Raw genomic sequence first — 14056 nt, forward strand, 5'->3', positions numbered from 1 at the left:
AAAAAACGATATTTTTTTCTTAAAGTATATCTATAAATGTAAGCAATACTTTATTTTTGCGCTATGGGAAAAAAGAGAACAGAACGAATCGTATTCGAAAACGTAGCAATCCTTGATGCAGGTGCAAAAGGTGTATCGGTAGCAAAAGCTCCAGATGGTAAGGTAATTTTTATACCTAATGTAGTTCCAGGTGATGTGGTAGATGTGCAAACCATGAAAAAAAGAAAAGCTTATTACGAAGGTAAAGCTACTGTTATTCATCAATTTTCTGAAGATAGAGTGGAAGCAGTTTGCCAACATTTTGGAGCTTGTGGAGGCTGCAAATGGCAAAATATGAACTACGACAAACAATTGTTCTATAAAAATCAGGAAGTATATAACAATCTTAAACGCATTGGTAAAATAGAAATGCCAGAATTTGAACCTATTTTAGGTTCTGAAAAACAATTTTTCTATCGCAATAAAATGGAATTTGGTTTTTCTAATTCGCGTTGGATGACCGATGAAGAGGTGAGAAGTGGCGCTACTTTTGAACATAAAAACGCTTTAGGATTTCATATTCCAAGAATGTGGGATAAAATTTTAGATATTGAAAAATGTCATTTACAGCAAGATCCTTCTAATGCGATTCGAAACGAAATTAAAGAATTTGCAGTCGCTCATGGATTAGAATTTTACAATCCTAGAGCACAAGAAGGTTTGTTGCGTACCTTAATGATTCGTACGGCTTCTACAGGAGAAATTATGGTGCTACTTCAGTTTTTTAAAGAAGACAAAGCACAAAGAGAATTAATATTAAACTTCTTAGCAGATCGTTTTCCAGAAATTACCTCTTTATTATATGTAATTAATGGGAAACCTAACGATACCATTTATGATCAAGATATTAAGCTTTACAAAGGAAGAGACTATATTTTAGAAGAGATGGAAGGGTTGCATTTTAGTATTAATGCCAAATCGTTTTATCAAACGAATTCCGATCAAGCATATGAATTATACAAAATAACTAGAGAATTTGCTGGTTTAACAGGTGAAGAATTAGTATATGATTTATATACTGGTACGGGAACGATTGCACAATTTGTCTCTAAAAAAGCGAAAAAAGTAATTGGTGTTGAAGCTGTCCCAGAAGCGATTGCTGATGCGAAAGAAAATGCAAAACGCAATAATATAACCAATTGTGAGTTTTTTGTAGGAGACATGAAAAATGTATTTAATGACGATTTTATAACTACACACGGTCATCCAGACGTTATTATTACAGATCCACCACGAGATGGAATGCACAAAGATGTGGTGGCTCAAATTTTAAAAATTGCCCCACAACGTGTAGTGTATGTTAGTTGTAATAGTGCTACGCAAGCTAGAGATTTAGCGTTACTCGATGAAATGTACAAAGTTGTGCGGGTAAGACCAGTAGATATGTTTCCACAAACACATCATGTAGAAAATGTTGTACTTTTGGAAAAAAGATAGAAAAGGACTAAATTGATACGATGAAAAAAATAAGTTACATAGCACTTACTTTGTTAGTTTTAATTTCATTCTGGAATTGTGAAAAAGACGATTTATGTGCAGAAAGTACACCTACAACACCTAGAGTTGTTGTTGAGTTTTATGACATAACAGCTCCTACAGAACTAAAAAGTGTTACTGATTTAGTTGTTCAGGAAACAGTTACAGGAAATAAATTAGTAGCCAATGAGTCTTTAGAAGAAGATGACGATACACGTTACTTATTTAATACGAGCAAAATTTATTTACCCTTACGTACAACAGTGGATGAATCGATTTTTAATTTAACATTAAATAAAGATGCGGTAGATGAAGCTAGTGATGTACTTACTTTTCAGTATACCAGAAATGAAATTTATATTTCGAGAGCCTGTGGTTACAAAACAAATTTTGAAATTACAAATGCTACAGGGCTTATAAGTAGTGGTTTACCAGCAAATTGGATACAAGCTATAAATGTAGAAAATACCTCAATTGATAACGAAACCGAAGTCCATGTTAAAATATTTTTCTAGTCTACTCATTCTTCTTTTTACTTTGCAGAGTATAGCTCAAGATACAATTAAAAAATATCCTGAGCGTTATGGATTGCGCGTGGGTGTCGATTTGCATCGCTTAGCAAAATCATTTTATGATTCTAATTACAAAGGGTTAGAATTAGAAGGGGCTTATCGTTTAACCAAGAAGTTTTATGTTGCTGGTGAATTAGGAAATGAAGAAAAAACGGTAGACGATGACCGATTTAATTTTACAACTAGTGGTACCTATTTTAAGGCGGGTTTCGATTTTAATTCCTACGAAAACTGGCTCGATATGGAAAATTTAATTCATATAGGGTTGCGATACGGTTTTAGTTCGTTTAGCCAACAATTAAATTCATATACAATTTATGATGCTGCTAATTTTTATGGAGTAAACACCATATATCCCAATCAGAAATTTAGTGGTTTAAATGCCAGTTGGATTGAAGTAGTAGGTGGTGTAAAAGCAAAAATGTTTAATAATGTTTACTTAGGTTTTTCCTTGCGATTAAATTATTTGGTGTCCAATAAGAAGCCAGATAATTTTGATAATTTGTTTATCCCAGGTTTTAATAGAACTTATGATGGAAAATTTGGTGCTGGATTTAATTATACCTTAAGTTATTTTATTCCGATTTATAAGAAAAACAAGAAAGAAATAAAAAAGACAACAGCTAACGAATAATAGCTATTGTCTTTTTTAGTTTTATAAGTGGTAATTGTTACAAGTTAAAATGACAAGTTACATCTACAGTTTTAGCTACTTTTTGGCTTACAACACTTGGTATTTTAATATCAAAATCTTCAGGTTTTACGGTAAATGTATTATCTATAATGATTGTATCTCCAGATTTTTTAATCAAAGCCACTGAAGCAATATTTTTAGTTTTTCCATGTAGTTCTAACGTTCCATTGATGGTAAATTTTTGTTCTTTTTCAGTTAATTTAGAAACATCAAAGTTTTCAATTTTACCTTTAAAAATAGCTTTTGGATATTTCCCGCTTTCAATATAATTTTCATTAAAGTGTTCTTCCATTAAAGCCACTTTAAAACGGAATCCTTTCACCAAAGCTAAAGAGGCAATTTCACCTGTTTGTGTATTTAAAATACAAGACACTCCTTTGTTAGTGGCTTTTACTTCTTCAAAAGAAGGAACTGAAGCTTCAAATGTAATTTCACCAGTCTTTGTAGTTTTTTTCTCTTGTGAAAAACCCAAAAAAACAAAGCACATTAATATAAATACTGCAATTTTTTTCATAATTATTTTATTGTTTTTTGATTATTCTAATAAGCCATCTGCTTGCCATTTTACGATTGCATCAATAGTCGTTTGTGGTAATCTAGTGCCACCAAGAGGCATCATGCCAGTAGCTCCTTGTGGTCTTGAAATTCGATCTAATAATCCCCTATTTAAAACCGCATTTTTTACATCTTCATAGGTTGTAAGTTGCATAGGTGCTCCATTTTGAGGAGGGCTTGTATGACAGAATAAGCAGTTAGAATTAATAACATTTTTTACATAATTATTATAAGTTATTACTTCAACTTCAGGAGCAACGATTAAATCTGATTCAGAATCATTAGTACAACTCAAGATAGAAAATGTCAAAATTGACATGATTAATATCGATTTTTTCTTCATAGCATTTTGTAATTTGTTACAGTAAAAATAGTATTTTTTGTAATATACATTGAAATTTTATTCTATTTTTGTTAAAAACAAATAACATTATGAAAAGAAATAAATGGATTTTAATACTTGTAATCCTCGCTTTAGCTGGTGTTTTTGGTTACAATTATATCTACAAAAGCCACAGAGACATTAGTAGTGAAAAGGCAAGCTTTTCTATTACTGTTGGAACCTTAGCTAATGACTTTAAAACGGATGAAAATAAAGCAAATGAAAAGTATTTAGACAAGACAATTGATGTTAATGGAACCGTAACATCTTTTGATAGTGCATCTAATCTTATCGTTATAGACGAAGTTTTATCTGCTACGCTTTTGGAAAAACCAAATCAAGAAATTGTAAAAGACCAGAATATTACTATTAAAGGAAGGTTTATTGGTTATGATGAACTTTTAGAAGAATTCAAAATGGATCAAGTATCTATAATTAAATAAATTGCTAAAAATTACTATGAAAAAATTTTTATTCGCTATGCTATTGCCTTTGTGTTTGCATGCACAAGATGATTTACTTTCTGAAATTGATATAAAATCAGAAACAGTTGAGGTAACATCCGCTTTTAAATCTTTAAAGATTGTTAATTTAGAATCGACTAAATTAGCGGCAAAAGGAGATTTTTATTTTATAGTTTCGCATCGTTTTGGTTCTATAAAAAATGGGATTGATACTTTTTTTGGACTGGACGATGCTAATACTCAAATTAAGTTTCTATATGGTATTAATAATTGGTTGACTGTTCATGCTTCAAGAAGTGGTTTTCAAAAATCGTATGAAGGAGCAGTTAAATATAGATTAATGCCACAGCAAGAAAATGGTTTTCCTGTAACTATTGTTGGGTTTAATAGTATTGTTGTAAATACTGAACTTGATAAAGATTTGTTACCTAAATTAACTTTTGAGAATCGTTTAAATTATACAACACAGATTTTAATTTCTAGGAAGTTTTCAGACAAATTATCTTTAGAGTTAGCTCCTACTTTTTTTCATGAGAATTATGTTGTAAATGATTATCAAGATAATAGTCAGTATGCGATAGGGGCTGGAGGAAGGTATAAATTGTCTAATCGATTGGCTTTAACAATGGATTATGCAGCTCATTTGAATCGAGCTGCTAGCTCTTTATCTCATAATCCTTTTTCTGTAGGAGTTGATATTGAAACAGGAGGACATATTTTTCAATTGCATTTTACCAATTCACAAGCTATGAATGAAACGGGTTATTTGGCTAATGCTTATGGAGATTGGTCTAAAGGAGATATCTTTTTTGGATTTAATTTAGTGCGAGTTTTCTAAACGTTACATGATATGAAAAATAAAAAATCCAACTTAAGAAGTTGGATTTTTTATTTGTTTAAATAGTCTGTTAAAACTGTATCTGCATTTTTAAAAGTAGGAGGTTGTTCAATAATACTAGCTACTTTTTTCTTGTTTATTTTCATGGTAATATCAGCTTCCGTGGTAAATAGTAAAGCGGTTAAAAAAGGATTAGTAAGATAAGGGGTTAGCTCACTTTCAATATCTTTAATAAGATGGATTGAAGTAATTTCTTTTTTTTCACCATCGTAGATTTTTTTTGTAAAAGTACATTTTAGCACATCTTCTTCAAGAATTAACTTTACATAGATATTTTGCAATTCAGGTTTCCCAATGGTCTTTGCTAATGTTAATTTGGCAAAAGTTCCTTTAGTAATACTCTCTAAAACCAACGAAAAGAATTGGGAAAAGGTGATTTCATTTGTCATGTTATAAACCTAATTCTGTTTTTATTTTTTCATCAAATATCATATTAAATAATTGATTTTCTTTGTCTTTGTTTAGAAATTTCCATTGGTTGCCAGTCGATTCGTCAGAAACAGCTATGAGAGTAGATCGAATTTCAATTTTAAATTGGTTTTTTTCCTTATCGAAAGTTACATTATTAGCATCCATAGACTTTTTAAAAATATCAGTCATGGCTTCAGCATCTTCCATAGGGGTTTTAAATTTCATTAACATCAGATTGTCGTGGTCGATTAGACAGAATTTTTGTGTACCAATTGTTTTAATTTCACCAAATGTAAAATTAGGCTCTACTTCAACCAGTTGAATATTGAACTGCTCATTATCCATCATTTGTTCAAACATTTCTTTCATAGATTCTTTTGGAATAATGTCAAATACTTTTGGGTATGTTGTTGCAAATATTGCATCATAGTTCATAGAAGTTGTGGCTTTGTATGTCTTTAAAACCTCTTTTTTCAAGCTTTTCATGTCTTGTGAAAAATGGGTAAAAGAGATAAAAAATAAGGCAATAAATAATGCTATTTTAGTTTTCATATTATAGATTTTTTCAAAGATAAAAAAATCCTCAACTCTTAGTAGAATTGAGGATGTTTTTTAACGTAGTTTTAAAGAATTATTGTGCTAAAACCCACTCACCCGAAGCGATTAGGTTTTCTGCTTTTTTAAATTTCATAGTTTCAGTTTTACCACTCATAACGTGTTTAATAGTAACAGTATCATTACGGTTGATTTTTGGAGTTTCTCTCACAATAGTTTCCGTAACTTGAGGGCGATTTTGAGTTTGTTGACCTGCTTCTCTGTTTTTTGCTGCTAATTCATCGCTATTTAAAACTTCTTCTTTACTTTCAGTATAGTTTTCTTTTCTTCTTACTTCTTTTGCTTCACTGATTGTGTTTTCATTTTGAGAAGGTAAATCTGCTTTAAATAAGAATGAAATGACATCTTTATTAACTTCGTCCATCATTCTTTTGAAAAGGTTGAAAGCTTCAAATTTATAGATAAGTAAAGGATCTTTTTGTTCATGCACTGCTAATTGTACAGATTGTTTTAGCTCGTCCATTTTGCGTAAATGTTTTTTCCAAGCTTCATCTATAATAGCAAGAGATACATTTTTTTCAAAATCAGTCACTAATGATTTTGCTTCTGTGCTATATGCCTTATCTAAATTAGTTACAATGTTTAATGACTTAATGCCATCTGTAAAAGGAACTACAATACGTTCATATTGTCCGTTATTGTTTTCATATACATTTTTAATTACAGGGAATGCTTCTTTAGCATTGCGCTCTGATTTTTCTGTATAATGATCTAAAACTGCTTTATATGTTTTACTGATGATTTCACGTTCTTGTAATTTAGAGAATTCTTCAGCCGTAAAAGGAGCACTAATTGAAAAATAACGAATTAATTCAAATTCATAGTTTTTAAAATCACTTGTGGCTTTATTATTTTGTACAATCACTTCACAAGTGTCATACATCATGTTTGCGATATCTACTTTTAAACGTTCTCCTTCTAGTGCATGACGACGACGTTTGTATACTACTTCACGTTGCGCATTCATTACGTCATCATACTCTAATAAGCGCTTACGAACACCAAAGTTATTTTCTTCTACTTTTTTCTGTGCTCTTTCGATAGATTTAGTCATCATAGAATGCTGAATCACTTCACCTTCTTTTAATCCCATTCTATCCATTACTTTGGCTACTCTTTCTGAACCAAATAAACGCATTAAATTGTCTTCTAATGATACATAAAATTGTGAACTACCTACATCTCCTTGACGACCAGCACGACCTCTTAACTGACGGTCTACACGTCTTGAATCATGACGTTCTGTACCAATAATCGCCAAACCACCCGCTTTTTTAACTTCATCAGATAATTTAATATCGGTACCACGACCCGCCATATTAGTAGCAATCGTTACCACTCCTGGTTTTCCTGCTTCTGCAACAATTTCAGCCTCACTTTTATGCATTTTAGCATTCAATACATTGTGTGGAATATTTCTGATTTTTAGCATTCGGCTTAATAATTCCGAAATTTCTACCGAAGTAGTACCAATTAATACTGGGCGACCAGCTTGTGATAAACCAACTACATCTTCAATTACTGCATTAAATTTTTCACGAACGGTTCTATAGATTAAATCTTCTTTATCTTTTCTGGCAATCGGTCTGTTTGTTGGAATTTCAACAACGTCTAATTTATAAATTTCCCAAAACTCACCAGCCTCCGTAACTGCAGTTCCTGTCATACCAGCAAGTTTGCTATACATACGGAAATAATTCTGTAAGGTTACAGTTGCAAAAGTTTGTGTAGCTGCTTCAATTTTTACGTTTTCTTTGGCTTCAATAGCTTGGTGTAATCCGTCAGAATAACGACGGCCATCCATGATACGACCCGTTTGCTCGTCAACAATCATTACTTTATTATCCATAATGACATATTCTGTATCTCTTTCAAATAAAGTATAGGCTTTTAGTAACTGAGTTAATGTATGAATACGTTCTGATTTAACAGAAAAATCTTTGTATAATTCTTCTCTTTTTTCTGCTTCTTCTTCTGTAGATAAATTTTGTTTTTCAATTTTTGCAATTTCAGTTCCAATATCTGGTAAAACGAAGAAATATTCATCGGTATCTTGAGAAAGGAATTTAATACCGTTATCAGTTAATTCAACTTGATTGTTTTTCTCTTCAATTACAAAATATAATGCTTCATCTACTTTTGGCATTTCACGATTGTTATCTGCCATGTAATGATTTTCCGTTTTTTGAAGCAATTGTTTGATTCCTTCTTCCGATAAGAATTTAATTAACGCTTTGTTTTTTGGAATGGCTCTATAGGAACGTAATAAGTAGAAACCACCATCTTTAGTGTTACCTTCTTTAATAAGTTTTTTTGCCTCAGTAAGACAATCCGTAGCTAATTTTCTTTGTAAAGAAACCAAGTTGTCTACTTTTGGTTTTAATTCGTTAAATTCATGACGATCTCCTTGTGGTACAGGTCCTGAAATAATTAAAGGTGTACGCGCGTCATCGATTAATACAGAATCCACCTCATCTACAATAGCGTAGTTGTGTTTTCTTTGAACTAAATCTTCAGGGGAATGCGCCATATTATCTCTTAAATAATCGAATCCAAATTCGTTATTTGTTCCATAAGTAATATCTGCGTTGTAGGCTTTTCTACGAGCAGCCGTATTCGGTTGATGATTGTCGATACAGTCAACAGTTAAACCATGAAATTCAAACAACGGGGCTTTCCACGTGCTATCACGTCTTGCTAAATAATCGTTTACGGTAACTAAGTGTACACCATTACCTGTTAAAGCATTTAAGTATAGTGGTAGTGTAGCTACTAAAGTTTTTCCTTCACCAGTTTGCATTTCAGCAATTTTTCCTTGATGTAAAACAACACCACCAATTAACTGTACATCATAATGTATCATGTCCCAAGTGATAGCTTTTCCAGCAGCATCCCATGAGTTTGCCCAAGTAGCATGGTCTCCTTCAATAGCAATATAAGGTTTTGTTGCCGATAATTCTCGATCTCTTGGAGTTGCGGTTACAGTAACAGAAGTATTGTCTTTAAAACGTTTTGCAGTTTCTTTTAAAACCGCAAAAGCTTCTGGCAATAATTCATTTAATATGTTTTCAGAAATTTCATAGGCTTCTTTTTCTAAAGCGTCAATTTCTAAATAGATATCTTCTCTTTTGTCTATGTCTGTTGTGTTTTCGGCTTCAATTTTCAGTGTTTCAATTTTACTGTCTTTTTCAGCTCGAGCTGTTTTTATTTTTTCTTTGAACTCATCTGTTTTTGCTCTCAACTGATCGTGAGATAATGAGGCAAGTGCGGTCTCAAAGGTTTTTACTTTGTTTACAAGTGGTTGTATGGCTTTTACGTCTTTTTGAGATTTATCTCCTACAAAAGCTTTTAATATAGAATTAATTAAACTCATAATAATTTTTATTCAAAAATTAGGTGTGTAAATGTACAAAAAAAAGCCTCATTTCGAGACTTTTTAAATGTTGTTATTTTATTTTTTAATACTCATCCTCATTCCAAAGATAATCCTCATCTGTTGGATAATCAGGCCAAATTTCTTCCATTGATTCGTAGATTTCCCCTTCATCTTCAATCGATTGAAGGTTTTCTACTACTTCTAAAGGAGCACCAGTTCTGATTGCGTAGTCGATAAGTTCGTCTTTGGTAGCAGGCCAAGGAGCATCACTTAAATAAGATGCTAGTTCTAATGTCCAATACATTTTTCTATCGATTTAAATTTATGCAAAAATAATTTTTTAACTTAAAAAATCAAGTTTTTTTTGATTTATTTTTTATTATTTATAAGAACGTGTTTTTTTAGTGTTCCAAACGCAGTCTTAAAGCTATTAAATTAGGACATTGCAATTAACATTAAAAAAGGCCGTTTCTGCGATTTAAATCCAATAAATTATTTTCTTGGTATCCATTTTACTTCTTCAGCCTTTACATCGTAAGACAACTTTCGTGCCAGTACAAAAAGGTAGTCAGAAAGTCGGTTTAAATACTTTAAAACTAAGGTGTCGATTGGCTCTATGTCATTTAAATGTGTGGCTAAGCGCTCAGCTCTTCGGCATACACACCTAGTAATATGACAATATGACACAGTTGTATGTCCGCCAGGCAATATAAAGTGTGTCATAGGTGGAAGGTCTTCTTCCATTGCATCTATTTCTTTTTCTAAATATTCAATGTCACTTTCAATAATGCCTAATTGTTGCAAACGAGGTTGCCCGTTCTTTAAGATTTCTTTTTCAGGAGGAGTCGCTAAAATAGCTCCCAAAGTAAAAAGACGATCTTGGATTTCAATTAAAACGTTTTTATAATGAGCATTTATGTTTTGGTCTCGAATTAATCCAATATGTGAATTTAATTCATCAACTGTACCATAGCTTTCAATGCGAATATGATGTTTAGGAACTCGTGTGCCACCAAATAGCGCTGTGGTACCTTTATCTCCAGTTTTTGTGTATACTTTCATATGAATGTAGCGTTTGGAATTTAAAAATCTGACATTTATTTCAGAAAATTGTAGTTCTATTTTTTTAAGTTGTTTTTGCTTTTACTATACTTAATATGAAATGGTTTTCTATGATTTAGATTTTTTGAATTCTTTTTTTGCACCAATCTCAATGCAATGTATAAAAACGCCAAAATACCGACCAAAAAAAACATGTCCATTTTATTTTCAAATTTACTGAATTAATTGCACTATTGCATGTATAAATTTCCTTAATGCTTCTGGAGCATAATCAAAATACAAATCGGGTTCAATGCATTCTACTTCCATTAAGTGTATGGTGTTGTTTTTTACAATTCCATCTACACGTGCATATAGTAATGGTTCTGGAAATTGATTGACAATTTCTTGCGCTTGCTGAATCAAAGATTCTGAAGGTTGTACTAAAGTATATTGGCCTCCAAACTGAACTTGAATTCTAAAATCGTTTGCAGCTGGTTTTTTATTGACAGCATGAGAAAATTCTTTGTTAAAGAAAATAAATGAAGTTTCTCCTGATGAAGTAATTTCTGGTTGAAATTCTTGAACTAACAAATCTTTTTCTTGAGCAATGGATTGATATTCTATATTAATGAGTTCCATTTCATAGGGTTCAAATACTTTGGTTAAATAAGAACCCGCAGAAAAAGCAGGTTTAATAACCATTTTTTCCCAATGTGCAGGAATGTTGTTTTTTAAGTCGAGATGAGCTGTTTTTTTCTGAAAATAGGTGGGTAAAATAGTAATTCCATTTTGTTCCAATTCTTGCAAATAGAATTTATGTTTGTTTTTTTGAATTACGTTCAATGAATTTAGTGTAGGAATACCTAGATGCTCTATTTTAGAAAGCCATTGATTGAATGTTTCTTCTTTTTCATAATAATCCCATGTATTTCTGAAAACCAGATAATCGTAAGCGGTCCAATCTTCTTCAGAATTATCCCAAATAGCAGCACGGGCTTCTATATTATGTTTTTTTAATTCGGGAATAAGTTGTTGGTCAGATGGTTTTAAATGAGGTAATTTATCGCAAGTAAGTAAAGCAATTTTTGTCATGGGTTTATTTTTGTTTTTCAAAGATAAGGACTTCCAAACAAAAGAAGAAATGGAAAAACAACTAGCTCTGACAGTAAAAAGTAGCTCCCGATTTTTTCGGGACTACTTGGAATGGCAGGAAAAAGGATAACCTATAAAAACCAAGCGATTCGCTTCTAAAATTAACTTTTAGCGGTGTTGTTTTTTTGTAAAAGCGCTAACAATAAAAGACCTAGTCCTAATCCTGTTAAAATACCTTTAGTTAAATCGTTAAACTGAAAATAATGCGTAAGAATTTGTGAAATACTAACGGCTAAAATGGCTACAATAAAAAAAGCTTTGGATTTCATATTCCTATTATTTATTTAGATTGTCGCTTTCAATAAGTCCGTCTCTTAAACGAATGATTCGGTGTGCATAAGCGGCAATGTCTTCTTCATGTGTTACTAAAATAACGGTATTTCCTTTGGCATGGATTTCATTGAAAAGATTCATAATTTCTACCGAAGTTTTACTGTCTAAGTTTCCAGTTGGTTCATCGGCTAAAATAATGGCAGGTTTGTTTACCAAAGCACGACCCACAGCCACACGTTGTCTTTGACCACCAGATAACTGATTCGGTTTGTGATCCATACGATCTGACAGACCTACTTGTGTGAGTACTTCTGTGGCTCTTTCATTTCTTTCAGATTTAGAATAACCTGCATAAACCATCGGCAATGCTACATTATCCAAAGCTGTTGTTCGGGGCATTAAATTGAAAGTTTGAAAAACGAAACCTATTTCTTTGTTGCGAATTTCTGCGAGTTCATCATCATGCATTTGACTCACTAATTTTCCATTCAATACATAACTTCCAGAAGTAGGTGTGTCTAAACAACCTAAAAGATTCATTAAAGTAGATTTTCCTGAACCAGATGGTCCCATAAGAGCAACATATTCGCCTTTATTAATAGTTAAATCGATGCCTTTTAAAACGTGAATAATTTCGTCTCCCAAAGGGAAATCTCTTTTAATTCCTTTTATTTCAATAATAGGTTGTGCCATTTAAATTAGAATTTAGAATTTAGAAAGTTGAATTCTTAATTACACATAAGTAGAAAAAGAAGTTAATTTGTTACAATTAGATTCTAATTTTTTTAAATAGGTAGGAACTAAGGTTTCTTTTGGGATTAATTATAAAATGTTCTTTCTTTTGTTCTTGTCTAAAGAAAACTATTCCCCATTGAAAGGTATCTATGGTTACGGTTACTTTGGGATGGTTTTGAATTATCTTCCAAGCTTCTTCCATGTCTTTGGACCAATGAATGTCGTCAAAAATCCAAACACTATTATTAGTAACAGTTGGAAGTAATGCTTCAAAATAAGCTAAAGTGGCTTTTTTGGAGTGATTTCCATCGAAGTAGATAAGGTTGTAGGTTACTGGTTGATGGTTGTTGGAAGAAAGGTATTTTGTGAATTCGGTATTTATGAACTCAATGTTTTTGGCTTTTATAGTTGAATTTGTCAAGTGGTCTTTTGCAACAGACAAAGTAGTTGGACAACCTTCTAACGTTGTAATTTTTGAGTTTTCAGCACCTAATGATAGGGCAGAAGTAGCTAATCCTAAAGAAGTGCCAATTTCTAAAATGGTTTCGGGTTGAAAATACTGTACAATACGAAATAATAATTGTGCGTTTTTAGGAGTAATTCCAGCATTTTTTGCAATAGCAGCAATTATCCTAATGTTTGATTTAAAAACTCTTGAACCCGCTCCAAAATCGGTTACCTCGATAGTGTTTTTATTTTCTAAAAGTGCTTTTCGATAGTTTTTTAGGGTAGTATATTCGGAATACTTAGAGTTGTCATAAAAGCATTTAGTTATTACATTATAAACAAATGGTGAATGCACTCCATGTTCGCTTTTAGCGTGGAAAAGAAATGTTAAGAAGGCTTTAATATGAAACACCATTATTTTATGGGAAGAATTCTAAAAATGATTGCGAAGATATAAATTCATTAAAATATTTGAAAGAAGGATAGGGCTATACATTAGAAATTTTTGCTTGTAAAGCTTTTATTTCTTTTTTTAGTTCGGCATTTTCTTTCTTTAAATCTATAATTCTTTCTTTTTGTAATTCAATTACATAATCTAAATGATTAATATCTACGTTTGGAATCTCTTTTGAGACACCTCTGAACAACCAATTAGCATCTAAGTCTTCAAATTTATTCAATATTTTGAACATTTTGTCTGTTCCGAAAACTTTTCCGTTTTTAATATTGCTAATTTGACTTCCAGATAAACCTAATAATTTTGCAGTGTCGTTTACTCCTAAACCTTTGGTTTTTAAATATTTGTAAAACCTAACACCTAATTCGTTAAAATTATCCATTAAAATTGTTTGTTAAAATTTGCATAGCATTCAAAATAATTTACATTTGTACAAAAAAATGAATAAACGTTCCTGTGATGCAAA

At 31.6% G+C, this 14056-nt stretch carries 17 protein-coding genes; 5 read left to right on the plus strand and 12 right to left on the minus strand.

The features are described 5' to 3' along the window. Positions 1 to 63: 63 nt before the first annotated feature. The 3 genes from rlmD to CX675_RS12350 are packed head-to-tail and all read left to right on the plus strand — an operon-like array spanning position 64 to position 2721. Positions 64 to 1476, plus strand: a complete 1413-nt coding sequence (gene rlmD, locus CX675_RS12340) for a 23S rRNA (uracil(1939)-C(5))-methyltransferase RlmD (RefSeq protein WP_130735548.1) — start codon at positions 64 to 66, stop codon at positions 1474 to 1476. Positions 1477 to 1496: 20 nt separating this feature from the next. Next, on the plus strand, positions 1497 to 2030 hold the full coding sequence (locus CX675_RS12345) for a DUF6452 family protein (RefSeq protein WP_130735549.1): 534 nt from the start codon (positions 1497 to 1499) through the stop codon (positions 2028 to 2030). Continuing rightward, entirely contained in the window at positions 2011 to 2721 is a 711-nt protein-coding gene (locus tag CX675_RS12350; protein ID WP_130735550.1) for a DUF6048 family protein, read from the plus strand. The genes CX675_RS12345 and CX675_RS12350 overlap by 20 nt, the downstream gene beginning before the upstream one ends. Positions 2722 to 2758: 37 nt before the next feature. Here CX675_RS12350 and CX675_RS12355 read toward each other — a convergent pair whose 3' ends face one another. Next, the gene (locus CX675_RS12355) at positions 2759 to 3295 is read right to left on the minus strand and encodes a YceI family protein (protein WP_130735551.1); all 537 of its coding nucleotides are present in this window, start codon (positions 3293 to 3295) and stop codon (positions 2759 to 2761) included. A 21-nt stretch (positions 3296 to 3316) separates the two neighbouring features. Next, a complete protein-coding gene (locus tag CX675_RS12360; protein ID WP_130735552.1) occupies positions 3317 to 3655 on the minus strand; it encodes a cytochrome c in 339 nt (112 codons plus the stop codon). A gap of 113 nt (positions 3656 to 3768) precedes the next feature. Here CX675_RS12360 and CX675_RS12365 point away from each other — a divergent pair, with 113 nt between their 5' ends. After that, entirely contained in the window at positions 3769 to 4161 is a 393-nt protein-coding gene (locus CX675_RS12365) for a hypothetical protein (protein ID WP_130735553.1), read from the plus strand. A 16-nt stretch (positions 4162 to 4177) separates the two neighbouring features. After that, positions 4178 to 5020: a DUF5777 family beta-barrel protein gene (locus tag CX675_RS12370; protein ID WP_130735554.1), complete on the plus strand. Its 843-nt coding sequence runs from the start codon at positions 4178 to 4180 to the stop codon at positions 5018 to 5020. Positions 5021 to 5070: 50 nt separating this feature from the next. Here the strand turns inward: CX675_RS12370 and CX675_RS12375 are convergent, their stop codons facing one another. The 10 genes from CX675_RS12375 to CX675_RS12415 form a co-directional block, all read right to left on the minus strand. Then, entirely contained in the window at positions 5071 to 5469 is a 399-nt protein-coding gene (locus CX675_RS12375; protein ID WP_130735555.1) for a hypothetical protein, read from the minus strand. 1 nt (position 5470) lies between these two features. Continuing rightward, positions 5471 to 6043 carry a hypothetical protein gene (locus tag CX675_RS12380; RefSeq protein ID WP_130735556.1) on the minus strand — a complete coding sequence of 191 codons (573 nt, stop codon included), beginning with the start codon at positions 6041 to 6043 and terminating at the stop codon, positions 5471 to 5473. 79 nt (positions 6044 to 6122) lie between these two features. Continuing rightward, positions 6123 to 9479: a preprotein translocase subunit SecA gene (secA, locus tag CX675_RS12385; RefSeq protein ID WP_130735557.1), complete on the minus strand. Its 3357-nt coding sequence runs from the start codon at positions 9477 to 9479 to the stop codon at positions 6123 to 6125. Positions 9480 to 9564: 85 nt separating this feature from the next. Then, complete coding sequence (locus tag CX675_RS12390) at positions 9565 to 9786, minus strand: DUF2795 domain-containing protein (RefSeq protein ID WP_002986941.1); 222 nt, start codon at positions 9784 to 9786, stop codon at positions 9565 to 9567. 188 nt (positions 9787 to 9974) lie between these two features. Beyond that, positions 9975 to 10544, minus strand: coding sequence for a cob(I)yrinic acid a,c-diamide adenosyltransferase (locus CX675_RS12395; RefSeq protein WP_130735558.1), 570 nt, complete (start codon positions 10542 to 10544; stop codon positions 9975 to 9977). Positions 10545 to 10757: 213 nt separating this feature from the next. Next, positions 10758 to 11618: a RimK family alpha-L-glutamate ligase gene (locus CX675_RS12400; protein ID WP_130735559.1), complete on the minus strand. Its 861-nt coding sequence runs from the start codon at positions 11616 to 11618 to the stop codon at positions 10758 to 10760. A 161-nt stretch (positions 11619 to 11779) separates the two neighbouring features. After that, entirely contained in the window at positions 11780 to 11947 is a 168-nt protein-coding gene (locus tag CX675_RS19845) for a hypothetical protein (protein ID WP_165396039.1), read from the minus strand. 7 nt (positions 11948 to 11954) lie between these two features. Beyond that, a complete protein-coding gene (locus tag CX675_RS12405) occupies positions 11955 to 12644 on the minus strand; it encodes an ABC transporter ATP-binding protein (RefSeq protein ID WP_130735560.1) in 690 nt (229 codons plus the stop codon). Positions 12645 to 12720: 76 nt separating this feature from the next. Next, positions 12721 to 13548: an O-methyltransferase gene (locus CX675_RS12410; RefSeq protein ID WP_130735561.1), complete on the minus strand. Its 828-nt coding sequence runs from the start codon at positions 13546 to 13548 to the stop codon at positions 12721 to 12723. A 73-nt stretch (positions 13549 to 13621) separates the two neighbouring features. Further along, positions 13622 to 13972 carry a helix-turn-helix transcriptional regulator gene (locus tag CX675_RS12415; protein ID WP_130735562.1) on the minus strand — a complete coding sequence of 117 codons (351 nt, stop codon included), beginning with the start codon at positions 13970 to 13972 and terminating at the stop codon, positions 13622 to 13624. Between the last annotated feature and the right edge of the window lie 84 nt (positions 13973 to 14056).

Source organism: Flavobacterium sp. J27, from assembly GCF_004303025.1.
GTDB lineage: Bacteria > Bacteroidota > Bacteroidia > Flavobacteriales > Flavobacteriaceae > Flavobacterium.